The organism is Sphingobacterium haloxyli, assembly GCF_002980525.1.
In the GTDB taxonomy this organism is placed as follows: Bacteria; Bacteroidota; Bacteroidia; order Sphingobacteriales; family Sphingobacteriaceae; genus Sphingobacterium; species Sphingobacterium haloxyli.
Window position 1 is genome coordinate 54209 of record NZ_PVBQ01000014.1, and the last position, 24859, is coordinate 79067.

General features: G+C 41.7%; 24 protein-coding genes and 1 tRNA gene. 13 read left to right on the top strand and 12 right to left on the bottom strand.

Annotation, left to right across the window (positions count from 1 at the left end):
* Positions 1-4 precede the first annotated feature (4 nt).
* Positions 5-292 (top strand): NAD(P) transhydrogenase subunit alpha, encoded by a 288-nt coding sequence (locus C5745_RS15610; protein WP_105717942.1) that lies wholly within the window; start codon positions 5-7, stop codon positions 290-292.
* A gap of 6 nt (positions 293-298) precedes the next feature.
* A complete protein-coding gene (locus C5745_RS15615; RefSeq protein ID WP_105717943.1) occupies positions 299-1690 on the top strand; it encodes an NAD(P)(+) transhydrogenase (Re/Si-specific) subunit beta in 1392 nt (463 codons plus the stop codon).
* Between the two features lie 78 nt (positions 1691-1768).
* Here the strand turns inward: C5745_RS15615 and putP are convergent, their stop codons facing one another.
* The gene (putP, locus tag C5745_RS15620) at positions 1769-3277 is read right to left on the bottom strand and encodes a sodium/proline symporter PutP (RefSeq protein ID WP_105717944.1); all 1509 of its coding nucleotides are present in this window, start codon (positions 3275-3277) and stop codon (positions 1769-1771) included.
* Positions 3278-3665: 388 nt separating this feature from the next.
* On the opposite strand from putP, the gene C5745_RS15625 reads away from it, so the two are divergent.
* Both C5745_RS15625 and C5745_RS15630 read left to right on the top strand, forming a co-directional pair.
* Entirely contained in the window at positions 3666-5114 is a 1449-nt protein-coding gene (locus tag C5745_RS15625; RefSeq protein WP_105717945.1) for an alanine/glycine:cation symporter family protein, read from the top strand.
* 111 nt (positions 5115-5225) lie between these two features.
* The gene (locus C5745_RS15630; protein ID WP_105717946.1) at positions 5226-6077 is read left to right on the top strand and encodes a universal stress protein; all 852 of its coding nucleotides are present in this window, start codon (positions 5226-5228) and stop codon (positions 6075-6077) included.
* A 109-nt stretch (positions 6078-6186) separates the two neighbouring features.
* On the opposite strand, the gene C5745_RS15635 is transcribed toward C5745_RS15630, so the two are convergent.
* From C5745_RS15635 to C5745_RS15655, 5 genes are all read right to left on the bottom strand, one after another.
* Positions 6187-6258: transfer RNA gene (locus C5745_RS15635), tRNA-Glu, on the bottom strand.
* 146 nt (positions 6259-6404) lie between these two features.
* Complete coding sequence (locus C5745_RS15640; protein WP_105717947.1) at positions 6405-7130, bottom strand: hypothetical protein; 726 nt, start codon at positions 7128-7130, stop codon at positions 6405-6407.
* A 38-nt stretch (positions 7131-7168) separates the two neighbouring features.
* Complete coding sequence (gene ribH / locus C5745_RS15645; RefSeq protein ID WP_105717987.1) at positions 7169-7657, bottom strand: 6,7-dimethyl-8-ribityllumazine synthase; 489 nt, start codon at positions 7655-7657, stop codon at positions 7169-7171.
* A 153-nt stretch (positions 7658-7810) separates the two neighbouring features.
* Complete coding sequence (locus C5745_RS15650; protein ID WP_105717948.1) at positions 7811-8479, bottom strand: tetratricopeptide repeat protein; 669 nt, start codon at positions 8477-8479, stop codon at positions 7811-7813.
* A 157-nt stretch (positions 8480-8636) separates the two neighbouring features.
* Entirely contained in the window at positions 8637-10568 is a 1932-nt protein-coding gene (locus C5745_RS15655; protein ID WP_243403372.1) for a polysaccharide biosynthesis protein, read from the bottom strand.
* Positions 10569-10680: 112 nt separating this feature from the next.
* Between C5745_RS15655 and C5745_RS15660 the strand changes: the two genes are divergently transcribed.
* Positions 10681-11892 (top strand): alanine dehydrogenase, encoded by a 1212-nt coding sequence (locus tag C5745_RS15660; RefSeq protein WP_105717950.1) that lies wholly within the window; start codon positions 10681-10683, stop codon positions 11890-11892.
* Between the two features lie 3 nt (positions 11893-11895).
* Positions 11896-12738, top strand: a complete 843-nt coding sequence (locus tag C5745_RS15665; RefSeq protein WP_105717951.1) for an alpha/beta hydrolase — start codon at positions 11896-11898, stop codon at positions 12736-12738.
* An 18-nt stretch (positions 12739-12756) separates the two neighbouring features.
* On the opposite strand, the gene C5745_RS15670 is transcribed toward C5745_RS15665, so the two are convergent.
* The 6 genes from C5745_RS15670 to porX form a co-directional block, all read right to left on the bottom strand.
* Complete coding sequence (locus C5745_RS15670) at positions 12757-13803, bottom strand: ABC transporter ATP-binding protein (protein WP_105717952.1); 1047 nt, start codon at positions 13801-13803, stop codon at positions 12757-12759.
* Between the two features lie 74 nt (positions 13804-13877).
* Entirely contained in the window at positions 13878-14666 is a 789-nt protein-coding gene (locus C5745_RS15675; RefSeq protein ID WP_105717953.1) for an outer membrane beta-barrel protein, read from the bottom strand.
* Positions 14667-14672: 6 nt separating this feature from the next.
* A complete protein-coding gene (locus C5745_RS15680; protein ID WP_105717954.1) occupies positions 14673-15437 on the bottom strand; it encodes a hypothetical protein in 765 nt (254 codons plus the stop codon).
* Positions 15427-15978: an RNA polymerase sigma factor gene (locus C5745_RS15685; RefSeq protein ID WP_105717988.1), complete on the bottom strand. Its 552-nt coding sequence runs from the start codon at positions 15976-15978 to the stop codon at positions 15427-15429. Before C5745_RS15685 ends, C5745_RS15680 begins: the two co-directional genes overlap by 11 nt.
* Positions 15979-16041: 63 nt before the next feature.
* The gene (tsaE, locus tag C5745_RS15690; protein ID WP_317046848.1) at positions 16042-16512 is read right to left on the bottom strand and encodes a tRNA (adenosine(37)-N6)-threonylcarbamoyltransferase complex ATPase subunit type 1 TsaE; all 471 of its coding nucleotides are present in this window, start codon (positions 16510-16512) and stop codon (positions 16042-16044) included.
* Positions 16490-18043 (bottom strand): T9SS response regulator signal transducer PorX, encoded by a 1554-nt coding sequence (gene porX / locus C5745_RS15695; protein WP_105717990.1) that lies wholly within the window; start codon positions 18041-18043, stop codon positions 16490-16492. Before porX ends, tsaE begins: the two co-directional genes overlap by 23 nt.
* Before the next feature lie 345 nt (positions 18044-18388).
* Here porX and C5745_RS15700 point away from each other — a divergent pair, with 345 nt between their 5' ends.
* The 7 genes from C5745_RS15700 to C5745_RS15730 all read left to right on the top strand — a co-directional run bounded on the left by C5745_RS15700 (position 18389) and on the right by C5745_RS15730 (position 24852).
* Positions 18389-19651: an HD domain-containing protein gene (locus C5745_RS15700; protein ID WP_105717955.1), complete on the top strand. Its 1263-nt coding sequence runs from the start codon at positions 18389-18391 to the stop codon at positions 19649-19651.
* Positions 19652-19675: 24 nt separating this feature from the next.
* Positions 19676-20719: a UDP-3-O-(3-hydroxymyristoyl)glucosamine N-acyltransferase gene (lpxD, locus tag C5745_RS15705; protein ID WP_105717956.1), complete on the top strand. Its 1044-nt coding sequence runs from the start codon at positions 19676-19678 to the stop codon at positions 20717-20719.
* A 23-nt stretch (positions 20720-20742) separates the two neighbouring features.
* On the top strand, positions 20743-22140 hold the full coding sequence (locus C5745_RS15710; protein ID WP_207795822.1) for a bifunctional UDP-3-O-[3-hydroxymyristoyl] N-acetylglucosamine deacetylase/3-hydroxyacyl-ACP dehydratase: 1398 nt from the start codon (positions 20743-20745) through the stop codon (positions 22138-22140).
* A gap of 1 nt (position 22141) precedes the next feature.
* The gene (gene lpxA / locus C5745_RS15715; RefSeq protein ID WP_105717958.1) at positions 22142-22939 is read left to right on the top strand and encodes an acyl-ACP--UDP-N-acetylglucosamine O-acyltransferase; all 798 of its coding nucleotides are present in this window, start codon (positions 22142-22144) and stop codon (positions 22937-22939) included.
* Between the two features lie 12 nt (positions 22940-22951).
* On the top strand, positions 22952-23596 hold the full coding sequence (locus C5745_RS15720; RefSeq protein ID WP_105717959.1) for an ABC transporter ATP-binding protein: 645 nt from the start codon (positions 22952-22954) through the stop codon (positions 23594-23596).
* Between the two features lie 47 nt (positions 23597-23643).
* Positions 23644-24204, top strand: a complete 561-nt coding sequence (gene efp / locus C5745_RS15725) for an elongation factor P (protein ID WP_105717960.1) — start codon at positions 23644-23646, stop codon at positions 24202-24204.
* 72 nt (positions 24205-24276) lie between these two features.
* A complete protein-coding gene (locus C5745_RS15730) occupies positions 24277-24852 on the top strand; it encodes a 5-formyltetrahydrofolate cyclo-ligase (protein WP_105717961.1) in 576 nt (191 codons plus the stop codon).
* Positions 24853-24859 lie beyond the last annotated feature (7 nt).

Below are 24859 nucleotides of genomic sequence, written 5' to 3' on the forward strand. Positions count from 1 at the left end.
AGTTATGTCTGCTGAGAGTTTTATCATTCTATTGTACATATTAATATTAGCCAGTTACTTGGGCTTTGAACTAATAAATAAAGTGCCTCCAACGCTTCATACTCCACTGATGTCGGGATCAAATGCGATTTCAGGAATCACGATTGTGGGAGCAATTCTAGCCTGTAATGAATTGGGGTTTGTTTCTGTAAGTAAGTGGCTGGGAATGCTGGCACTTATATTAGCCACCATCAACGTGGTTGGTGGTTATACGGTTACTGACAGGATGCTCAAAATGTTCAAAAAAAAATAGAAAGTAATGAACATCGTAATACAAATCTCATATCTAGTCGCCTCTATATTGTTTATAGCTGGCATTAAAATGTTAGGACGTACAAAAACTGCTCGTAAAGGAAATATCGTCTCGTCAGTTGGTATGTTCATCGCCATATTGGCAACTGTTGTTCAGGTGGAGGCTATTTCACTGATTGATATTCTTATATGCGTTCTTATCGGGGGCACTATTGGGTTAACTATTGCATTTAAGGTGCAAATGACAAAGATCCCCGAGATGGTAGCCATGTTTAATGGCTTCGGAGGACTAGCATCGCTGGCTGTCGCTTTATCCGATTTCTGGCTAAATACACAACAACGTAATTTAGAGGTTGATGTAGTAACAGGCGTTAGCGTTGCTTTGAGTATTTTCATAGGGGGAGTCACATTCACCGGATCGATTATTGCCTTTATGAAGCTCAGCGGAAAAATGTCGGGTCGAGCGATTATTTTTACAGGTCAACACCTCATCAATTTAATTCTTTTAGTATTGTCTGTGGTTGTCGCAGTTTTTGCATTGACAGACTTTACGAATCCGATCTACATCATTTTACTGGGTGTCCTTGCGTTAGGCATAGGGATACTTGTGGTTATTCCCATCGGCGGAGCTGATATGCCGGTTGTTATCTCCTTACTAAATTCCTATTCGGGAATGGCCGCCTGTGCAACAGGCTTTGTTCTTAACAACAATGTGCTCATTGTATCCGGTGCGTTGGTAGGAGCTTCAGGGATTATTCTTACACAAATTATGTGTAAGGCAATGAACCGTTCACTTGCAAACGTTCTTTTGGGAGGGTTTGGCCAGACATCTGGTGGGGGAGGCACATCGGCTGACGGTCCACAAATAGTCGTGAAAGAAGTAGGTGTTGAAGAAGCGGCCCAAATTTTTGATTCGGTTTCTTCTCTAATTATCGTTCCCGGCTACGGAATGGCAGTTGCACAAGCTCAGCATACGATCCGAGAACTAAGTGAATTGTGTGAAAAAAAAGGTGTCGACGTACGTTTTGCTATTCACCCCGTTGCGGGTAGAATGCCGGGACATATGAATGTGCTCTTAGCAGAAGCAAATATATCTTACGATAAGCTTATCGAAATGGACGAAATTAACGATGACTTTGCAAATACAGATCTGGTATTTGTAGTCGGAGCTAATGATGTCGTTAATCCTGCGGCTAAAACAAACCCGAACAGTCCAATTTTTGGCATGCCTGTCTTGAACGTCGAGAAGGCGCAGACTGTTATTGTTACTAAAAGAAGCATGGGGAAAGGATATGCTGGTATTGAGAATGAGTTATTTGGTGCAGATAACTGTCTCATGCTCTTTGGCGATGCGAAGCAAACCATTACTAAATTGGTTGGAGAGCTAAAGGAAATATAAATTTTTCGCTATTTGTACCGATTGCCAATTTGTAAACGAAGAAAGCATCAATTATGATTGATGCTTTCTTCGTTTACTTTACTGCTTGTCGGCGTTGGAGGTCCTCGTCCTGACCTCGTCAAATTCCTGCTCTATTTCTGCCGAGACAGGCTTACCCATCAGCGAGACTGCAACAATCGTCAGAAAGCTTAATAGAAACCCCGGAATAATTTCATATACTTCCTTATAGTCGTGGGGAATGTAAATCCAAAGTAAGACTGTGGCTCCTCCTACCAACATACCCGACAAGGCTCCCGCCACTGTCATACGTTTCCAAAGTAACGAGAGAATAACCAACGGGCCGAAGGCTGCGCCAAATCCGGCCCATGCATTACCTACAAGACCAAGAATGCTTTCTTGCGGATTCAATGCGAGTAAGAAAGCAACGATAGCAACGACAAGGACAGAAATACGGCTCATGATAAGCATGTTCCTTGCATTGGCGTGTTTATTAAAAAATGTTCTGTAAATATCTTCAGTCATTGAACTGGAGGTGACCAAAAGCTGGGATGATATCGTACTCATAACGGCGGCTAAAATGGCAGAAAGCAAGAATCCGCCGATAAGCGGGTGGAAAAGTGCTTTTGAAAGGTATATGAATATCGTTTCGGATACTTCTTGCGATGCATCAAAACGTAGCATGGTTTCTGCATCGAACTGTTGAAGGTACGCAATGCCGAAAAACCCTAGGAGCAAGGAACCAAAGACTGTCCCCGCCATCCAGGTCATACCTACCCGCCTCGCTTTTTTTATGTCCCTCACACTATCGATTGCCATAAATCGGACGAGAATGTGCGGCTGGCCAAAATATCCCAAGCCCCAAGCCAAAAGAGAAATAATAGAGATAGTAGTAGTTCCCCGCAGCATATCCATATAGTTAGTGTTCTTGCGTTGGATGATGTCTATAGTTTCTTCTACCCCCCCTAATTGAAAAACAACAACCGACGGTATTAGGAGCAGCGCAATGACCATGATGGTGCCCTGTACTGCGTCTGTTAGGCTGACGGCCATGAAACCGCCTATGAACGTATAAAAAACGACGACTAGCGACGTTGCCCACAGACCGATACTGTAATCCATGTTAAAAGCAGATTCAAACAGCCTACCACCGGATACCATGCCCGCGGACGTATACAAGGTAAAGAATATCAAAATAAAAACAGACGATACTAGTTTCAACAGTTGTGACTTGTCGCGGAATCGGTTTTCAAAGAATACGGGAAGCGTTATGGCGTTTTTAGCGACCTCGGTGTATACCCGTAAGCGTGGTGCTACAATGACATAATTGAGAAATGCGCCTGTTGTCAGCCCGATAGCGAGCCAAGAGCCTGACATTCCCATCATATACATCGCGCCGGGCAGTCCCATCAATAACCACCCGCTCATATCAGATGCCCCTGCCGACAAGGCAGTCACAAATGGCCCCATCTTGCGCCCACCTATTAGAAATTCTTCTGAATTGCTTGTCGATTTCCGATATCCGTAGATACCTATCAAAATCATAATCAATACATATAAACCGATGGAAATAACCTCGTAAATATTCATGGGCAACAATTATTTGAATTTTCTAATGATACAAAAAAACCTCTTCATAAAAATGTGCTTGTATCAGCGGCAGGGAAACAGGGCGGAAGAATGTCCATAGATTGGCGGAGATAAAAAACCGAGCCACGCTCAAGTTGATTCTATATATTAAGAATGACAAAAACGCCTTCGATAAGTTCATCTTGCACCCACCACAGTCCCCAACCTTAATCACATGTAGTGCAAGCGGTTCTGGGTAAAGGTAAAAAAAAAATCATATCTGCCGCGACAAATAGCTAGATTATAAATAGAAGATATAGTCGACAGCGAAAAGATAGGTAAATTCTATAATTTGTTTTTAGTGTGTATTTTTTTCTACCTTAGGGCTCTTAAACTACAACATCATTGGATGCAGCAACTCATAAACCAAATTTATAATATTGTCTGGAGCGACGCCCTTGTTTACCTTTGTCTGTTGACGGGGATCTATTTTACCTTGCGTTTTCGGTTTCCGCAAATACGTTATCTCAAACATATGATCCAACTGCTTTTTGCAAGTAGTAACTCGAATCGAGGCATATCTTCTTTTCAGGCTTTTTCCCTTGCAATATCTGGACGTGTTGGAACAGGTAATATTGCAGGTGTCGCTACTGCCATTGGTATGGGCGGTCCGGGAGCAGTTTTTTGGATGTGGGTAATTGCCTTTCTTGGCAGCTCTTCCGCCATCATTGAAGCTTCCCTTGGTCAAATGTACAAGGAGGTGAAGGATGGACAGTATCGGGGCGGGCCAGCATTTTATATCTTGAAAGGGCTAAACTCGAAAATTTTTGCATGGACATTTGCGATTGTTACCATTATCAGTACCGGTTTTTTATTGCCAAGTGTGCAGAGCAATAGCATTTCGCTAGCTGTTCATTCCTCTTTTGGGATTTCCCACCACGTTATTGCAATAGTATTGGTGTCGCTTCTTGCCTTTATTATTATTGGGGGTGTCAAACGTATAAGCCGGGTGGCGGAGTATGTTGTACCGTTTATGGCAGGAGCCTATATCTTAATGGCGATCGTGATCATGACGCTCAATTTTCAACAGATACCGGCGGTTATTGCCGTGATATTTGATGCGGCCTTTAACACGGAATCTGCCTTTGGTGGCATCATTGGCATGGCGATATCTTGGGGGGTAAAGCGTGGTATCTATAGCAATGAAGCCGGACAGGGTACAGCGCCTCATGCGGCTTCAGCAGCGGCGGTAAGCCATCCTATAAAACAAGGGCTGGTACAAGGGTTCTCCGTATATGTAGACACCCTATTCGTATGTACAGCAACGGCGTTTATGATACTGTTTACGGGGCAGTACAACGTAACCGATCCGGAGGGAGGTTTTCTCGTTCAGAACCTTCATGAGTCCATACAGGCTGGACCGGAATATACGCAACATGCCGTCGCGAAACATTTCCCACTGTTGGGGGATAGTTTTGTAGCGATTGCTCTTTTCTTTTTTGCCTTTACCACAATCATGGCCTATTATTACATTGCCGAGACCAACGTAAGTTTTGTAATGGCGGCGAGCAAAAACAAATTACTGATATGGGTATTGCGCCTCCTCATCCTTTTATCGGTATATTTAGGTTGTATATCCACGGCAGAATCTGCATGGGTCTTGGGGGATATTGGTGTCGGCATTATGGCATGGCTCAATGTCATTGCCATTATTTTCTTGCACAACAGGGTATTGGTATTGCTGAAAGATTACAACGGGCAGATAAGAGAGGGGAAAGACCCCGTATTCAACAATTCAAAATACAATTTTCGCAATATGGATTTTTGGAATCAAAAAAGTGACTCCTTTCCTGAATAACGCCACGTGCAATATTATGTGCGGGATCTACTTGCCAAAGCCATCGAGGCTTTGTATTTTTGATGGAATAGCCCGTTGGTGTAATATACGGGACGGTAAAAAAAATCAGATATGAAGCAAACCATTTTGGTACCCACAGACTTTTCAAACAATTCGCTAACAGCTGCACGTTACGCGATAGAACTCGCTCGGCAAATGGGGACAGACGTCCATATCTTGCACGCCTACCAGTCGTTCACCTCGGCCTTCCAGACCGCTGGCGCCAATGAAACGGACGAACAGCAAGCGAAACGTCGGGCAGAAAGCGGACTTGGCGAGTTTACGGAGAAGCTGGGTCATGTTTCGGAGATACAGGTGGCCTCCAGTGCCGTCAAAAAAAGTAGTCTACTGGACGCCGTTAACGATTATATTGCGGAAAACAATGTCAAGCTGGTAATTATGGGGGCTCAAGGAGAATCGGGCAGAAGGAAGGACCTGTTGGGTAATAATACCTATGACGTAGCGAAGGATGTATCTCGTCCGTTGTTGATCGTTCCGGAGCATACAAAAAATGCTTCCAAATTGGAACACGTTGTGTTCTTTAGTGATTATCAGCAGGGGGATATTAAGAGTCTCACCAGCTTTAATTCTTTGTTTGACCATGCGCGACCTTCTTGTACACTGGTTCATATCCACGAGGCGGAAGATGCGCCGGTGGAAAGTGACCGACAGCGATTAGAAGAATGGAAAGCGGTACTGGAAAAGGAGACCCCCTTGAGCAATCTGTCTGCGGAACTCGCTCATGTACCCGAGAATGTGGAGGCAGTGAACGACATTCTCAAACAGCTAAATGCTGACATGACCCTCGTTACGCTCGTCGACGCAAGAAGTTTTTTCAAAAAACTGTTGCACAAAAGCTTAGCAAGGGCCATTGTTCTTAACCCTCAAACGCCGGTTCTGTTAACATCTGAAGATACGGAGTAATTATCGCTTGAAGCGACTTAGTGAATGAAATGGTGAATAGGCACAACGAAAAAACGCTGTAAACTTTTGTTTACAGCGTTTTTTCGTTGTGCCTTGCCTTTGTTGTCTGTAGCCCGTAGGGGAATCGAACCCCTGTTTCAAGAATGAAAATCTTGCGTCCTAACCCCTAGACGAACGGGCCGATTTTGTGTTTCGGTGTGCAAATATAGAAATGATTATTTATTGTACAAAATAAAATTAAAAAAATAGTTTTCAGCTTGAGAAAAATAAGATAATAATTACGCTTAGACGTTATAAAAACCTTTTTCCACGAGAAATAGCGGGATATTACAATGTTGAAAATCTTGACTCTTCCATTTCCGTAAATGCCGCTACGGTGGAAAATACTATACTTTTCTCATTATTCTTTAGATTTGTAAAGGTGGTAGGAAGGAATAAGCCACCACCTATATCCTTGTAGCCGTTTACAAGATACGTGTGGCCTTCTTTATCGACAAATTGCTTAATCCATCCCGTTTCGCCATTAAACAATATCTCGCCTGATGCACCTCCCCTTAGTTGAAACGGCAGCGAATTTAGTTTTTCCGCATTAAAAATCGTAGTGGACGTCTTCCCTGTTTTTGTTTCGGGCTGCTCGATCAACACTGGCAGAAAAAGAAATGTATAATCCTTTTTGAACTGCTCGGTAACTCTGGTAAAATGCTCGCTCGTTTTAGAACCCGCCTGTGTTACTTCATTGCCATTGATAAAAAGCTTCGTTAGTTTACCTGTTTTAAAATTGAACAGGGATACAACGTTATTTCCGTCGTTAGTTTTGCCTTCGAACCGTGCTTGTCCTGACTTCGTATTGATGAGAAACCTCCGCGCATCTTGAAAGTATTTAGCGTCGTTTCCATTTGCCGTGAAGAGAATATAGTTTGTACTGTCCCACTTGTCCTTTCCACCGATTCCTTTCAATAATACTCTGCTCGCTTCCTGTTCCTCCTGTGCCCGTATAGGGGCATATGAAAAGGAAAGTACGCCGATAATGATTGCTATTAGGAATGTTCTCATAGTTGACTCCTTCCTATTTAAGGATAACGTAACGAGCACTAGTATTGTTTACTGATGAGTGCCATTTGGATTGCGGTAATGGCAGCTTCTTCTCCCTTGTTACCATGTTTTCCCCCAGCTCTATCCAAAGCCTGTTCTATATTGTCTGTCGTTAGTACGCCGAAAATAACCGGTTTATTATGTTTGATAGCAACGTTAGCGATACCGTTTCCCACAGCGTCGCATATAAAGTCGAAATGCCTCGTTTCACCTTGGATGACGCAACCAAGGCATATAATTGCATCAAACGATTTATTACGAAGTGCCATATCAGCTCCAGAAATCAATTCGTAACTACCGGGAACGTGGATAATATCGATATCATTTTCTAGAGTCCCATGTTGCTGTAAGCTTTGCAGAGCACCACCTAACAAGGCTCCCGTAACTTGGGCATTCCATTGGGAAACGACGACTGCGAATTTTAGACCCTTCGCGTTGCCAACTTCTATATGTGAGAAGTCTGACAAATTCTTCATGCTACTAGACATGGGGCAAAGATAAATAAAACCTTCATGAATCCCTAATTCGCCGACGGATAGAAAAAGCGCACGATGTTGTTGATGACCATTGAAAACAAACTCGTTCACAAAAAAAGCTGCTTACAAAAAATAAGCAGCCTGTATCCCCTAGTGAGCGATTTTTTATTGTTTTGCTTGAGCACGTGCTATAAGGCCATCGATCATGTTCGCTTCAGGACTATTTGGATAGTCGGATTTGATGGATTGATAAGCCTGTTCCGCATTTTTGAAATCCTCTAATGCTTCGTATACTAGACCTAATTTTTTAAGGAATAGGGGTGTTGTATAGGTGTTTTTACTTTTTTGCGCCGCCTTTTTGTAGTGAGTGACCGCACTTTTATAATCTTTGGATTCTGAGTAAGCATCTCCGATTAATCCAGTAACCAACGGGTCTAAAATGTCGCTTCCCGTGTCCGAATATTTTTGTAGGTGTTTTATTGCCTCCTGAAAATTTCCTTGACGCAAATACAATCCACCCAGATAAGCATTTGCAATATTCGCTGATTTCGTGTTGGAATATTCTTCTGCTATTTCCTTAAAACCTAAAAATGAACCGTCTCCTTCAATAGCTTTCGCTTGTAGAGAGTCAATTGCAGCATATTCTTCTGCTTTATATAGTTGGTTTGCTGCCTTTTCCGCGCGAGGGGCTAGGTATAGCCGCTGGTAACCTAAGTACAGTAAAATCAAAAGAATGATGCCTCCAACAATGAAGGTGATACTTTTTTGATTATCCTGAAAAAATGAACCTGAAGGTTTTTTAGGTTCAGTTTGATTTACGTTTTTATTTGACATTTGTTGTTATCGTATAATAAATATGGAACGCAAAATTACACTTTTAAAATTTTATTGCAAGTTTTCTGGGGTATTTTACTCGTCTTTTATCGACAATAACGAATATTCACGTGGATCTATACTTTTCACGTGTAGATTTTAGTAAACGTTTTGTTTTCTATTCGTTGGTTTTAGAGGGAATACTATCATCTAGCTGCTCATAGATCGAGTTTTGGCTCTTGAATTCGGGAACAATAGCTTTCATCTGACGAACAACCTCCACATTATTGTCTGCTTTGGCGGTCTCAAAAAGACGATTAAGTTGTTCGCTGACCAATGAAAGACTATTTTCTCGGACCTTTGCAATCATGATTTTTTGGTGATGAGTAGGAAGCGTGTTTTCTAGGTCGTTGAGCAATTCCTCGTACAATTTTTCACCCGGACGTAGTCCTGTGAATTTAATATCGATATCTTGGTAGGGAATAAAGCCTGAAAGTTTAATCATTTTTTCTGCGAGGTCAACGATCTTGACTGATTTTCCCATATCAAATACAAAAATCTCCCCCCCATTACCCATGCATCCTGCTTCGATAACCAATTGACACGCTTCGGGAATGGTCATGAAATAGCGTGTGATCTCCGGGTGTGTAACTGTAAGTGGTCCCCCCTTTTCGATTTGTTCCCGAAAACGCGGAATAACGGAGCCATTTGACCCCAGAACATTCCCAAAGCGTGTGGTTATGAATCGAGTCTTTGCATTTGGACGACTCGTAGTCAAACTGTTGTTTAAGGACTGTACATACATTTCGGCGATACGCTTAGTCGCCCCCATCACATTCGTGGGGTTGACAGCTTTATCAGTAGAAACAAAAACAAATTTCGATACGTCAAACTCGATCGCGAAGTTTGCTAAAGTAAATGTACCCAATACGTTCGTCCGTACACCCTCAATAGGATGGTTTTCCATCATGGGTACGTGCTTGTATGCTGCCGCATGATAAACATATTGAGGTTTAAAGGTCTCAAACAGTGTTCGCATCCGTCCCTCATTTTTCACGTCCGCAATGAAAGCTTGATAAGCCTGGCCTTTAAATCGCTCTTGTAGGTCTAAATGAAGGTTATGTAAAGGGGATTCTGCCTGATCACATAGGATAATAAGTTGCGGCTCGAAGTACCCCAATTGTTTAGCAATTTCACTTCCGATAGAACCTGCGGCGCCGGTCACCAAGATACGCTTTCCTCTTAGTTGTTCTGAAAGTGTCCCGTTGTTCAATTTTATAGGAGCCCGTTCCAATAAATCCTCGATCTTGACTTTGGTGATTTGTGTGGGCGAGACGGTGCCGTTGATAATTTCGCTCACCGGGGGAAGGGTAAGCACATTTATCTTTTGCTCTAGGCAAATATCGATAACCTGATTCTTTTTTTCTGTACTGATTCTGTGCGAAGCAAAAATTAACTCATCAATAGCCAGTCGATTGATCAATCCCCCGAGATCCTTTGAACTGAAAATTTTGATACCATCAATGTATTTGTCGATCTTAGTGTCATCGTCATCTAGGTAGGCAACGATGTATTTGTTGGACTTGAGGTCGTGGTCAAACGTACGTTTTACGGCTATACCTAAATCACCGGCACCATATACAACTACATTTTTTTTATCCGAAGCTTTAGTTTTATTATACTGAAAAAATATTTTAATCAAGGTCCGATAGGTTGTTAAGCCGGTAAATGCAAACAAACTATATACAATGATTACATTAACGGGAATAAGTGTCGGAACGTTGCTGGCAATCATAATCAACTTAATACCGAACAGAATAATGACGTTGAAAAGCAACGTTGATAGTATTCGGATGGAATCAACAGCACTGGTATAGCGTACAATACCCGAATAGAGTTTGAAAACCAGGAAGGAAAAAGAGGTAATACCTAAACAGTAAATCAATTCGACAGCAAAGCGGGATTGGGCGTATGCCTGTATATTGAACGAATGGAATAAGCCGTAAGCGAATACAAAAGCTATAGCTGCGATAGCTAAGTCAAAAATAAAAATGGTCCATCTTGGAACAATGCCAATTTGATTAAAAACAGGAAACTTTTGCATTGACATATTTTTACATAGATTGTAAAAGTATAAAAAAAAAAGGATTTATGAATCTGATTCCCCAAATATCAAGAATAATCTCTAAATTCACTAGTTTAAAAACAGATATGATTGTAGCATGAACGATATGTCAAAAATTGCCCATACGGCGATATTTCAACCGAAAGAAGCATTGGCAAGTGTGGGCAAAAGTCGGCACACGTTAAAAATTGGGGTGCCGAAAGAAATATCATTTCAGGAAAAGCGGATTCCCCTAACACCGTTATCTGTCGCATTGCTCATTGAATACGGTCACGAGGTGATTATCGAGTCAGGAGCTGGCGATGCTTCAAACTTTTTAGACACCCATTATAGTGAACAAGGTGCGCGGATTAGCCGAGATAAACAAGAGGTGTTTCAATGTGATATTGTAATTAAAATCGCGAGCCCCACCTTAGAGGAAGTGAATATGATGAGAAATAAGCAGGTCTTGTTGTCCTCTCATCAGCCTTCGTTAATGAAGTTGCCCGTGTTACAGGGTTTGATGCGTAAGCAAATCACAGCGATTTCCTATGAATACTTGCAAGATGAGGGTGGACATTTGACGGTCGTACGAGCCATGAGCGAAATTGTGGGTGCAACCTCCGTGCTTATTGCAGCAGAATACCTTAGTAATATTTTTGATGGAAAGGGCTTGATGCTGGGGGGTATTACGGGCGTTCCCCCTACGGAGATGGTGATTATTGGTGCAGGTACAGTGGGTGAATATGCCGCTCGCGCTGCTATCGCTCTCGGAGCACAGGTTAAAGTATTTGACAGCTCCGTATACCGATTACGCAGACTACAAAATAATGTAGGGAGCCGCGTTTTTACCTCGGTTATACAACCTATTGTTTTAAATAAAGCAATTAGATCTTGTGATGTTGTGATTGGGGCTGTGAGAGCGAAGAACGGGCGTTCGCCTTGTATCATCTCGGAAGACACCGTTTCTAAAATGAAACCGAATTCCGTGCTCATTGATGTCAGTATTGATCAAGGTGGGTGTTTCGAAACGTCCGAAGTAACCACCCTTGACAAACCTATATTCCGGAAATACGACGTGATACACTATTGTGTTCCTAATATCGCCTCGCGTGTGGCCCGTACTGCGACCTATGCGCTCACGAACATTATGACACCCCTGCTCTTACAGATTGGAGAATGTGGAGGAATGAACAATATGATATGGTCTGATAAATGTATTCGCAGTGCAGTCTATCTCTATCAGGGGATGTTGACAAACAAGGACATTGCCGAAAAGTTTAATATGCCCTCAAAAGATCTGGATTTAATTATCGTAGCTAATCAATAAAATATGAAGTTAACTTATTCTATACTATTTGTGGTCTTATTAAATTATTATACGTTAGCGCAGGAAAAGGTTGCACTGTACGCCGTAATCCCAAACGCAACAAAATCAGCTGACGCTTTGGGAGAGGAGAATGTTCCTGTGTTGTACAAATACGAGTTACCTAGTGCAAAAGAGGCTGTATTGGTAATCCCTGGGGGTGGATATTCCCATGTGGCTATTGACCACGAGGGGCATGAGATAGCTAAAGCGTTTAATGAGCAGGGTTACAGTGCCTTCGTGTTGTATTACCGTTTACCTAAAGACGAGCATATGAAGGTACGGAAGATAGGGCCGTTACAGGATGCCCAACGCAGTATGCAATATATTAGAGAACATTATGATTTTGATAAGGTGGGCGTAATAGGATTTTCCGCCGGAGGCCACTTAGCGTCATCACTATCAAACCATTTTGATGATGTGAAAATTGAGAATAAGCATGCTATTAATTTAGCGCCTGATTTCTCCGTGTTGATTTATCCTGTTATTTCGATGGATGATGAGATTACGCATAAGGGATCGAAGAAAAATTTGATAGGAGAACATCCCGAAACAGAAGATTCTATATATTTTTCTTTGGAAAAACAGGTGTCAAAGGACACGCCGCCTACTTTTTTGGTGCATGCCGAAGATGATAAAACGGTGCTTATTGCCAATGCTCTACGTTATCAAGAAGCATTGGATAGGGAAGGTGTTGCCAATGAAATATTCGTTTATAAGACCGGTGGACACGGTTTTGGCTTGCGTAATAGAACCGATACTAGAAAATGGTCTGAAGCCTTGTTTACATGGCTAGAAGATTTAAAATAAACAAGGTATACAACGGCCTTAATAAAAGGTAATATATTTTTTAATATTAACTACTACGTTACTGCCAATGGCGATATTGGATAATGGGTGTAAAATGGCATGCAAAGCAAGCTGTCCGTTAGTCAATACTAATTCTTTGTAGAAGCCGCGAAAACGTATATCTTTTACTTGAAATGGTCCTTGTGCGTGTTCTTCAAAGATGACATCCTCCTGATGAATTCCGATAGTATGGTGTGATGAGATGCCTAGTAGAGCGGCCTGATCGGAAGATAATATGTTACTCCTTGCAAGAAGTTGCGCCGTGTAGCTGTGGGTAGGGGTGTAATAAAGTGTTGCTGGAGGTCCCTGTTCAATTATTTTCGCGTTTTTCATGACGATTAATTCATCGGCCATAGCAAGAACCTCAGTAGGGTCATGGGAAACCAAAAGTACCGTAAGGCCCGTTTCTTCTACGATCCGTCGAATATCTTGTTGTAGTGCATCTCGAAATGCCGCGTCTACTTGGTTGAATGGTTCATCCATGAGCAGTACTTCCGGCTCGTTTACCAAAGCACGCGCGATAGCGACCCGTTGTTTTTCTCCACCACTCAAGTCAGCTATTCGTTGTTGTCCAAGATGCAGAATCTTTAGTCTGTCTAGTGTTTCACGTGTCTTAGACTCTTTCAGTGCAAGATCGGTGTTGGGTAGCTGGGATGCGATATTATCCCAGATCTTTGCGTACAGATTGAGGTCGTCAAATCCTTGTGATACTAGTCTCATAGCGTCATGCCCTGGGATCAGTTTGTCTTTTCGAGTGGGAACTAACCAACCCCGATAACGTACTTCCCCTGAAGAAGGCTCCAATAGACCGTATATAAGCTTTAATAGCGTGCTTTTGCCACTTCCTGATTCTCCGATAATCGCTGTGATCTTCCCTTCAGTAATTCCAAAATCTACCTTATTCACTGCGACAACATCCTGTTTCGCATGGAAAGTATGCGAAAGATTTTCACCATAAATAAGGGGCGTCCCCGTTTTTTGTTGATCGGTAGGGATGTATTGACAAGAAGAGGTTTGTTGTACCATAGAGAATAATTAACCTTGTATGGTACAAAAGTAAGATATTTTAGGAACAAAGACAGTTCCTTTCCTCTATGCCCTTAGAACCCTAATGTAAGCCCGAATGTGAAATTGTTTAAGTTTTCTTGGTTCGGACTATTCTCGAACATATCATTCATGTAGTATTTAGCGAAAACGCCGAGTGATCCAAATCCTACCCGCGCGAACATCCCATATTGAAAACTGGCCAAATTGTAGTTATCCCTGAACTTTTGTTTACCTTGTTCTTCGCTTTTGAATCGTTGCGTTCCTTTGAGAAGCACACCCGTCATTGCACCAAAAGCAATTTTGGGTCGGTGACCGTTATGGTTTCTACGTCCTCGCCATTCGAAACTTAGCGGCGTGCGAAGATAAGTCGATGTAAATATGTTTTTTTTGTAAGTAATATCGGACGGGCTATAAGCCAATGGAGTTGCTTCTGTATCTAGAATAATGTCATTTTTTAACCTAAGGTAATTCCACTCAAAACCTGCGGATATATATACTTTGAATGCATCGTTAAAACGAACGCCAAATTGCGCAACGTCAAACCCAAAATTAGATGCCTTCTTGTATTTTAAAAACTGATTTTCGTCTCCTAATGTGAAACTCCCGTCGTCTATCAAGCGGGAAAATCCCCAATCTATCCGCGTAAAAGTAAGCCCGCCGAATACACGCGGATATTTGATTACCTTGCCACGGTCGTCATAGTCTTTTTTCCCCAAAGTTGGTTCGAGGTCGATTTTTCTGGCGAGCGTATCATTGCCTTCGTCTTCTTGTGCAAAAGAATGTTGTACGGAGAAAAGTAACGCTATACCGACTAATCCTGTAAATAATAAGTTCGTCTTCATAATCGATTATCTTCTTTTTTTATTACGGTTTTTCACAAAGCTATTGACTACGTCAAGACGAAGGAATCCTTCTTCGTCTTTACTAAATTGAACGGTTGTATTATCCGTTGGGTTTAATGCATCTGATATTTTGTTCAGAATGGTCGGCACTATACCTTCGGTTGGCTTTCGAGTAGAGGCTAACATGCTTTCTTCAGTTTCCGGACTATCAATCAGTGGAGCGACAGGCGGGACACTGATAGCATACTTCTGTGGTGCTTTGTCATCCACATCCATATCAAGACCAGCGGTAAGACCTACTGAAACACCAGCTGGTTCGAGTCCGACGAGCTCCACACGCGGTTCTTCCGTTAGAGATAAATGTTCGTTAACAGGATCTTTTTTCTCGGATATGGAAGCCATCTGCATAAACTCTTCCTTTTTTGTCACTTCTTGTTCGGACCGCTCAACCTGTTCTTTTATAACAGGGATAACCGTCCGAGCTAAGTTGGATGATTCTCGCCCGGTGTTCGTCACTGCGGTTGTCGGGATCTCCGTCTGTGCTGTAATTGATGCATCTTCTTTCAACGTCATAGTATTATATAATAACGTAATCAAGCCGAGACATCCAACGGCCATCGCGGCATAACTTATCCAACTCAGTCTTCTGACGGGGACAACTTTTTTCTGATCTAACCGGTTTTCGATTTGATGCCAGATGTTGTTTCTTGGACGAACACTATGCCGTTCCAAATGCTCCTGAAATAGTTTGTCTAAATCTTTATCGTTCATAACCGATATTTTCACTTTTCATCAATTTCTCTTTAAGCCACTGTCGTGCCCTAGACAGTTGTGACTTGGAACTGCCCTCACTAATGGACAGCATTTGTGCAATTTCTTTATGCGAGTAGCCCTCGATCACGTAAAGGTTAAAGACTGTTCGGTAACCTAACGGAAGCGTTGTCACCATAGCTAACAGATCTTTATACTGCAGGTTTTCGTCGCTTCCCGAGCGACTATCTACCACTGGATAATCAAACGTAAGCGGTTCAAAACCATGTTTGTTTTTCGTCCGGTGCAATTCGATAGCCGTGTTGACCATGATTTTACGAATCCAGCCTTCTAATGAACCCTTATTATCAAACAACTGCCCCTTTGTGAATACCTTAATGAATCCCGCTTGAAGAATTTCCTCTGCTTCCGATTCATGTTGTGCGTAACGTAGACACACCCCAAACATTCGACCGGATAACGTTTGATACAACTGAAATTGCGCCTTGCGATTTCCCGCTAGACAGGCATTCCATAAGATATCTAAGTTCCTGTTATCCAATTTCAGATTAGTCTTTAATAACAAGACGATGATAATTGCACAAAGGTTGCATGAAGAAGAAAATTACTTTATTACGATCGTTCTCCTGTTATCCGCAGGGGAAACGTCAAGCGTTATCCGACGGGATTCTTCCGGAAGGAGGTTAGGGATTTTTTCCGGCCATTCTACAAAGCAATAAGCATCTGTATAAAAGTACTCTTCGTACCCCATATCCAGGGCTTCTTCTTCATGCTTTAGCCGATAAAAGTCAAAATGGTATACAGGTCCGTGGGGTGAATTGTACTCATTGACGATAGAGAATGTGGGGCTACTTGTATTATCAGTTACGCCTAGCGCCCTGCAAAAGGAACTAACTAGCGTTGTTTTACCCGCCCCCATGTTGCCATAAAGCAAAAAAATCCTGTCATTTGGGAAATCGGATAGTATCTGTTGGGCCGCAACTTCCAGTTCTTGAAGATTATTCACGACAATTTTCATCTTGATAAATTGTTCTTTAAAGGTGATGAAGTTCTCATTTAGGTGTATAAACCGCATAGGGAATGATCATCTCTTCTAAGGAGACCCCCCCATGTTGAAACGTTTCGTTATAATAGTTGACAAAATGATTATAGTTATTTGGGTAGACAAAATAATAATCATCTTTGGTAAACACAAATGTTGAGCTTACGTTAAGTTTAGGAAGTTGTGCATCATGTGGGTTTTTGATAACAAACACTTCCTTGTTTTTATAATTCAAATTTCTTCCTTGTTTGTACCGCAGGTTCGTATTTGTGTTTCTGTCGCCAATAATCTTACTCGGCTTCTTAACCCGTATCGTGCCATGGTCGGTCGTGACGATAACGCGCACGTTTCGCTGTGCGAGCCACTTTAAAGCATCCAACAACGGGGAGTGCTCAAACCAGGATAGCGTTAGCGAGCGATAGGCTCTTTCGTCGTTTGCCAGTTCCCGAATCATAGCCATATCCGTTCGGGCGTGCGATAGCATGTCGACAAAGTTGTAAACCAAAACGTTTAAATCGTATTGCATCAGGTTATTCATTGAATCAACAATGTCTCTTCCTTGGCTTAATGTGATTATTTTGTGATAGGAATGTCTTAAATCCCGTCGATAGATTCGATTGATTTGATCCGCTAAGAATTTATCTTCATGTAAGTTTTTACCTCCCTCATCATCATCGTTTTGCCAAAAATCGGGAAACCTTTTCTCCATTTCCAGTGGTGTCAAGCCACTGAAGATCGCATTTCTTGCGTACTGGGTGGCTGTTGGCAAGATGCTATAGTAGGCATCTTCCTCCTCTAACCGATAATAATCTGTTATGACTTCGTTGATTACTTTCCATTGATCATACCGCAAGTTATCAATTAAGAAGAAAAAAGTAGGTCGCTCTTTGTCTAGATGAGGAAATACTTTGGTTTTAAAGAGATGATGTGATTGAATCGGACCTTCTTCCTTGTTTTGTATCCAATTTAAATAATTCTTTTCTATAAACTTAGAAAACAAAGTGTTGGCTTCAGATTTTTGCATCGTAAGAATCTCATGCATACCTGCATCTTCCAGCTTCTGCAAAGAAAGTTCCCAGTAAATAAGTTTACGATAAGCCTCTACCCACTGCTTATAATCTAGGTCGTCATTGATGGTCATTCCGAGATTCCGGAATTCCTGTTGATAAGCCATAGAGGTCTTTTCACTGACCAGCCGTTTATTCTCGGTGAATTTTTTTATGGTCAAGAGGATCTGCTTGGGATTGACAGGTTTAATTAGATAATCGTCTATTTTGGAACCAATCGCGTCTTCCATCAGATGTTCCTCCTCGTTCTTCGTTACCAATACTGTAGGGATGGTCGGGTTGATGGTTTTTAATATGGCAAGTGTTTCCAGTCCCGTTTTACCAGGCATATTCTCATCTAGAAAAACGAGATCAAAGGGCTCGTTCTGAAAAGCGTCCACCGCATCATTACCGTTGTTAACGGTTTTCACCCGATAGCCTCTCTCTTCCAATAATAGGATATGTGGTCTTAAAAATTCAATTTCATCATCAGCCCACAGTATATGTATTTTTTGTATCATGTATTTTTAACATTAATTAACTTCATTCTCCTTATCTTTGCGCTTAATTTAGACATCCGAAGGCGCTTAAGCACCAAAGGAAAAAGAAAGAGAGATGAACTGCTATGTAGAAGTAGAAAGCGCTTGTCCTCGTATATGAACTACCTTTGAACTCTTTTGGGACTACAATTGTAGTTATTTGTTGAAAAGCGTCCGTTCGTGTCTCAAACATAGACAAATTCATTTTTATATGCAATATAATTATAGGTATATAAAAATGAATTTGTTCTAGCTCTCATCAGCCATTGAAAAGAAAATAGATGGATGAAATTTAAAGATAATAATTAACATCATAGCGTAAAGTTGAATAAGAAAAAGATAATTAACGACCCTGTCTACGGATTTGTCTCTATTCCGTCGGCTTTTATTTTCGATCTTATTCAACATCCGTACTTGCAAAGGCTGCGGTTTATCAAACAAGTGAGCATGACGCATTTGGTATATCCAGGAGCGCTTCACACCCGTTTTCAACACGCAGTCGGCGCTATGCATCTCATGTCGTCGGCAATCGATACACTTCGTAACAAGAATGTGCCTATCAGCTATGACGAGGAAGAGGCCGTGTTGATTGCGATATTGCTGCACGATATAGGTCATGGCCCTTTTTCACATTCGTTAGAACATACGATTATTGAGGGTGTTTCGCATGAAATGCTTTCGTCGTTGTTGATGGATAAACTGAACGAAGAGTTCGAAGGGAGACTATCCTTAGCGATTACGATTTTCAACGATCGTTATCCTAGAAAGTTTTTTCATCAATTAGTGTCCAGCCAATTGGATATGGATCGTATGGATTATCTAAACCGCGATAGCTTTTTTACGGGAGTGTCGGAAGGCGTTATTTCTTTTGACCGTATTATTACGATGCTGAATGTGGAACAGGGCGAGCTGGTTGTGGAAGCGAAGGGAATTTATTCTATCGAAAAGTTCTTAATTGCTCGTCGCCTTATGTATTGGCAGGTTTATCTTCATAAAACCGTTGTCAGCGCAGAACAGATGCTTATTAAGATTCTTTATCGTGCTAAAGAACTGGCGGCGCAAGGACACGCCCTATTTGCCACAACGGCGTTAGGCCACTTCTTGAAAAATAAAATTAACCATCAAAATTTCTTAGCGGATACTCGTCATTTAGCGTGGTTTACTCGTTTAGATGATACCGATATTATGTCAGCTTTGAAAGAATGGGTATATGACGAAGACAAAATATTAAGTACGCTGTGTCGAAAATTGATGGACAGAGATCTTCCGCGTACAGAACTTAGAAATACGCCGTTTTTACAAACGGATGTGGATTTGATACGTGAAAAAGTGAAGGCTTACTTCGATTTAGAAGAAAGCGAAGTTGATTACTTCGTGTATACGCAAGTGATCCAAAACAGTGCTTATGATACACAACATAATACGATTAAAATCATAAACAACAGGGGGCATGTTCAGGATATTACGGAGGCCTCGGATGTTTCGAATATAGAAGCGTTGGCAAAGCGCGTGGTTAAATTTGCCATTTCCTATCCAAAGGAAATAGGGCACCCGCTGGATGAGGGGAATAATTTCTCAAAAAAATAGCAAGAAAAAGTATACATTTGTAAGATGCAATTTACTGCAAATCAAATAGCAACATTATTGAACGGATACGTTGAAGGAAACCCTGATGTTCTTGTAAATCAGTTGGCTAAGATTGAAGAGGGCGCAGAGGGAACATTAGCTTTTCTGTCAAATCCAAAATACGAACATTTCCTTTATGAGACAAACGCGTCCGTTGTTATCATCAATGAGGACCTGCAGTTGACTAAACCCGTTAACATTAGCTTAATTCGGGTTAAAGACGCATACTCTGCTTTTTCCGAACTTTTGCGTGTTTATGATCAGTTGCGTAACGAACGCAGTGGGATTGAAGAGCCTTCTTTCATCCACGAATCTGCAAGTATAGGACGAGATTTATATTTCGGTGCTTTTTCTTATATCGGACGAGACGTTGTCATCGGCGATCAGGTGAAGATATATCCTCAAGTATATATCGGAGATGGTGTTATCATTGGAAACAATACGATAGTCTATCCGGGCGTTAGAATTTATCACGATAGTAAAATTGGAAACAACGTAGTACTTCATAGCGGTGTAATTGTAGGTAGTGATGGATTTGGTTTTGCCCCGCAAAAAGATGGTACTTATAGTAAAGTGCCCCAAATTGGAAATGTTGTCATTGAAGATCATGTGGAGGTTGGTGCTAATACTGTAATTGATCGAGCAACGCTTGGTTCTACAATCATTCGAAAAGGGGTGAAATTAGACAACCTCATACAAATAGCCCATAACGTGGAGATTGGCGCTAATACGGTGGCAGCTGCGCAAACAGGCATCTCTGGAAGCACGAAGATTGGAGAGCACGTCGTCTTAGGGGGACAGGTAGGCGTTGTGGGGCATATTCAAGTAGCAACGGGATCACAAATTCAAGCCCAATCGGGGGTGAATCGATCTATAGACCAAGAAAATAAAAAATGGGGTGGCACTCCCGCCATGCCCTATAATAGTAACTTACGCTCGCACGTGATTTATAGCAAATTGCCTGCGCTAGAACAACGTGTTGCTGAACTGGAAGCCCGTCTTAAAGAACTCTATAACGAAACTCGATAAATTTCCTAAATAGAATGTTAGATATGAATGTAAAACAGAGGACGATACAATCTGAAATTTCCATTTCAGGAATTGGACTACATACAGGCAAAGCGGTAAACATGACCATTAAGCCTGCTCCAGAATTTCATTGGTATAAATTTAAAAGAGTCGATCTGGATGGAGCGCCCGTCGTAGCTGTAGATGCAGATAATGTATCCGATACATCACGTGGCACGACAATTTCCCAAAATGGGGCATCGATCAGCACCATCGAACACTTGATGGCAGCCCTAGTGGGGCTTCAGATCGATAACGTCCTAATTGAGATAGATGGTCCAGAAGTTCCTATTTTGGATGGTAGTTCCAGGATTTTTGTGGAGAAGTTAGTGGAAACGGGTTTGGTAGATCAAGAAGCCGATAGAGACTATTATGAAATCCAGGATAATATCGTTTATGTAGAGAAAGATAGAAAAGTTGAAATTATCGCGATGCCGTTGGATGGTTATCGTCTGACATGTATGATTGACTTTAATTCACCTGTATTGGGCAGTCAACATGCTTCTATCAGTAATATTACGGAATTTAAAAATGAAATTTCTGGTTCGAGAACATTCTGTTTTTTGCACGAACTAGAGAGCTTGGTCAACCATAACCTAATCAAAGGAGGAGATCTATCCAATGCTATCGTTATTGTAGATAAAGAGGTGAGTAGGGAAGAGCTGGATAAATTATCTGGACTATTTAATAAAACAGTGGAAGTCGCTAGTGAGGGAATTCTGAACAATATCCAATTGCGCTATCAAAACGAGCCCGCACGCCATAAATTGCTGGACATGATTGGCGATCTAGCTTTAGTTGGACGTCCGCTTAAAGGACATATCATGGCTGCCCGTCCAGGACATGCTGCAAATGCGGCTTTCGCTAAGAAAATTAAAGCAGAAATCAAGAAAGACAAGAATCGTAAGAATCTAAAAGTTTACGATCCCAATATGGCTCCGGTTTACGACACAGTACAAATTATGAAAATATTACCGCATCGTCAACCTATGTTGATGGTCGATAAAATATTGGAGCTGTCAGAAACGCACGTGGTAGGATTAAAAAATGTCACGATGAACGAAGATATTTTTATGGGACATTTTCCTGAAGCACCAGTATTCCCAGGGGTATTGCAAATCGAGGCCATGGCGCAAACTGGTGGGATTTTAGTACTAAATACGGTTCCCGATCCAGAAAATTGGCTTACACTGTTCCTAAAAATAGAAAATGCTCGTTTTAAGAATCAGGTGACTCCCGGTGATACAATTATTTTCAGTTGTGAGTTGCTAGAACCTATTCGCCGGGGAATTGCCAGAATGAAGGGCGTAGGCATGGTCGGTGACAAAGTAGTGAGTGAGGCTGAGCTTATGGCTCAAATTGTAAAAGTAAAAGGTAATTAACATGATACAACCGTTATCATACATACATCCCGAAGCTAAAATAGCGCAAAACGTAGTGGTAGAACCGTTCTCCACAATTCATCGGGATGTAGAAATTGGGGAAGGAACTTGGATAGGCTCCAATGTGACCATCATGAATGGTGCCCGTATTGGAAAGAACTGTCGTATTTTCCCCGGATCAGTCATTTCAGGTGAACCACAAGATTTGAAATTTGAAGGTGAGGTTACGACTGCAGAGATTGGAGATAATACAACAATTCGGGAATGTGTAACGATTAATCGAGGTACAAAAGATAGGTACAAAACAGTAATTGGGGAAAATTGTCTTATTCAAGCCTATAGTCATATTGCTCATGACTGTTTTGTGGGAAATAACTGTATCTTTTCCAACTCCAGTACACTGGCGGGGCACATCACCGTTGGAGACTACGTCGTTCTCGCGGGGATGGTTGCTGTACACCAATTCTGCAAAATTGGATCACATGCATTTGTGACCGGGGGAACGCTAGTGAGAAAAGATGTGCCACCATTTATCAAAGCCGCTAGGGAACCGATTGCGTATGCGGGTATTAACTCTGTCGGGCTACGTCGTAGAGGGTTTAGCACCGAAGAGATTACAGAAATTCAGGATATTTATCGGGTATTATTTGTCCAGCACCGCAATCTGACGAAAGCGTTAGACCTTGTAGAAGCAGAATTTACACCTACCGAGTTACGTGATGAAATCCTTTCTTTTGTGCGCAATTCCAATCGAGGGGTAATTAAGGGTTTTAATCAGGGAAGAACTTCCACACTTTAAAATACGCACTTATTGAATATAACTTTACAAGATTTAGGCAGACGGTATAACAGCGAGTGGATTTTTCGCCATATTGATTATACCTTCTCGTACGGAAAGAAATACGCAGTACTAGGGCCAAATGGCTCGGGGAAATCAACATTGTTGAAAGTGATTTCTGGGAGCCTTGCGCCAAGTGAAGGGAAAATTGCCTACGGGAGTATAGATGCTCAACCTATCTCAGCGGAAACTATATACCAACAGTTGACCGTAGCTGCTCCCTATATGGAGTTGATTGAAGAGTTTACATTAAGGGAGTTGATTATATTTCATTTCAAGTTCAAACGCTACCTACCGGGGTTTGATCTGGACGAAGTGGTTAGGACGCTAAATTTAGAGAAAGCCTTAGATAAGGAGATTCGTTTTTTCTCTTCCGGAATGAAGCAACGGGTTAAGCTCGCATTGGCCTGTTGTGCCGACAGCGGTATCGTACTGCTTGACGAGCCTATGAGCAATCTGGATACGGAAGGAGAAGATTGGTATTTGTCTTTGATTGAACGCACGATTGGAAACACTCGTATATTAATCATAGGTTCAAATCAAGAAAAAGAATACGCTTTTTGTGACGAACAAATAAATGTAGTTTCCTTTAAGGAGAAGAAATTATCGTTTTTATAAGAAGCGGATATTTTGTATTTTTGCTATACAAAACCAAATAGATTGTTATGTCAAAAGCATCTGAAGTAAAATCAGGAAATATACTTCGTTTTAATGGAGAGCTAGTTACTGTAGAGGAATATATTCACCGAACACCAGGAAATTTACGTGCATTTTATCAAGCGAGGATGCGTAATGTGCGTACGGGTAAGTTGGTGGAGTACCGTTTTAGAACAGACGAGGAAGTTGAGATTGCTCGTGTAGAAACAAACGATTATCAATATTTATATGATGATGCGGATTTCTTCATCGTAATGGATAACAATACATACGAACAATTCAATATCCCAAAAGCATTGTTTGGCGATGCGGCGCGATTTTTGAAAGAGGGTATGAACGTGTTGGTTGCTTTTGAAAGCGATGAGCCGATTATGGCTAGCCTACCGGCGTCTGTAGAGCTGGAGATAACGTATACGGAGCCTGCTGTAAAAGGCGACACATCCACAAATGCGTTAAAAAATGCAACAGTGGAAACAGGCGTTGAGATTCGCGTGCCTTTGTTTATCAATCAGGGAGATAAAGTGAAAGTGGATACACGTACGGGAGATTATATCGAGCGCGTAAAATAAAGCATTAGGTTTAGGTTGATTATGCGGTCTTGTTAGCCCTTTAGGCGCAAGGCCGTTTTTTGTTAGTCGAGTATGACAAAAGCAGAGTTACGTAGAGATTACAAACGCCAACGTTCCCTCTTAACGGAGGCAGAAATCGGTTCATTTAATATCTCGATATTGAATGAACTTTTGCGATTTGACTGGGGTGAGGTACATTACATTCATACTTTTTTGCCTATTACGGCGCAAAATGAACCGGACATGTGGTCATTTATTACGGATATCCGAGTGTATTATCCCCATATACATATTGTTGTTAGTCGTTCCGAACCGAGCGATTATTCCATGAAACATTACCTACTAACGGAGGACGTCGTGTTAAAAGAAAACGCGTGGGGGATTGTGGAGCCTATTGATGGACAACGAGTGAGCGAGACATTACTAGATGTGGTATTAGTGCCCTTATTAATTGTTGACACAGCTGGTAATAGGGTAGGGTATGGTAAGGGGTTCTACGATCGCTTTTTAACCAAATGTCGCCCGGATTGTCGAAAAATAGGCATTTCGCTCTTCGAACCTATCGAAAAGATTGACGACGTAAATCCATCGGATGTCCCTTTGGATATGGTGGTGACCCCAAAAGGCAAGGTACAATTTAACGGATAAGCGATGG

Excerpts from the sequence above, each read along its gene's own strand:
- C5745_RS15615 (WP_105717943.1), top strand. The coding sequence starts at position 299 with ATGAACATCGTAATACAAATCTCATATCTAGTCGCCTCTATATTGTTT.
- C5745_RS15650 (WP_105717948.1), bottom strand. The coding sequence starts at position 8,479 with ATGTCAAATAAAAACGTAAATCAAACTGAACCTAAAAAACCTTCAGGT.
- C5745_RS15655 (WP_243403372.1), bottom strand. The coding sequence starts at position 10,568 with ATGTCAATGCAAAAGTTTCCTGTTTTTAATCAAATTGGCATTGTTCCA.
- C5745_RS15675 (WP_105717953.1), bottom strand. The coding sequence starts at position 14,666 with ATGAAGACGAACTTATTATTTACAGGATTAGTCGGTATAGCGTTACTT.
- putP (WP_105717944.1), bottom strand. The coding sequence starts at position 3,277 with ATGAATATTTACGAGGTTATTTCCATCGGTTTATATGTATTGATTATG.
- C5745_RS15610 (WP_105717942.1), top strand. The coding sequence starts at position 5 with ATGTCTGCTGAGAGTTTTATCATTCTATTGTACATATTAATATTAGCC.
- C5745_RS15680 (WP_105717954.1), bottom strand. The coding sequence starts at position 15,437 with ATGAACGATAAAGATTTAGACAAACTATTTCAGGAGCATTTGGAACGG.
- C5745_RS15710 (WP_207795822.1), top strand. The coding sequence starts at position 20,743 with ATGAATGTAAAACAGAGGACGATACAATCTGAAATTTCCATTTCAGGA.
- C5745_RS15660 (WP_105717950.1), top strand. The coding sequence starts at position 10,681 with ATGAACGATATGTCAAAAATTGCCCATACGGCGATATTTCAACCGAAA.
- C5745_RS15665 (WP_105717951.1), top strand. The coding sequence starts at position 11,896 with ATGAAGTTAACTTATTCTATACTATTTGTGGTCTTATTAAATTATTAT.
- tsaE (WP_317046848.1), bottom strand. The coding sequence starts at position 16,512 with ATGCGGTTTATACACCTAAATGAGAACTTCATCACCTTTAAAGAACAA.
- C5745_RS15640 (WP_105717947.1), bottom strand. The coding sequence starts at position 7,130 with ATGAGAACATTCCTAATAGCAATCATTATCGGCGTACTTTCCTTTTCA.
- efp (WP_105717960.1), top strand. The coding sequence starts at position 23,644 with ATGTCAAAAGCATCTGAAGTAAAATCAGGAAATATACTTCGTTTTAAT.
- C5745_RS15625 (WP_105717945.1), top strand. The coding sequence starts at position 3,666 with ATGCAGCAACTCATAAACCAAATTTATAATATTGTCTGGAGCGACGCC.
- C5745_RS15630 (WP_105717946.1), top strand. The coding sequence starts at position 5,226 with ATGAAGCAAACCATTTTGGTACCCACAGACTTTTCAAACAATTCGCTA.
- C5745_RS15730 (WP_105717961.1), top strand. The coding sequence starts at position 24,277 with ATGACAAAAGCAGAGTTACGTAGAGATTACAAACGCCAACGTTCCCTC.
- lpxD (WP_105717956.1), top strand. The coding sequence starts at position 19,676 with ATGCAATTTACTGCAAATCAAATAGCAACATTATTGAACGGATACGTT.
- ribH (WP_105717987.1), bottom strand. The coding sequence starts at position 7,657 with ATGTCTAGTAGCATGAAGAATTTGTCAGACTTCTCACATATAGAAGTT.
- lpxA (WP_105717958.1), top strand. The coding sequence starts at position 22,142 with ATGATACAACCGTTATCATACATACATCCCGAAGCTAAAATAGCGCAA.
- C5745_RS15670 (WP_105717952.1), bottom strand. The coding sequence starts at position 13,803 with ATGGTACAACAAACCTCTTCTTGTCAATACATCCCTACCGATCAACAA.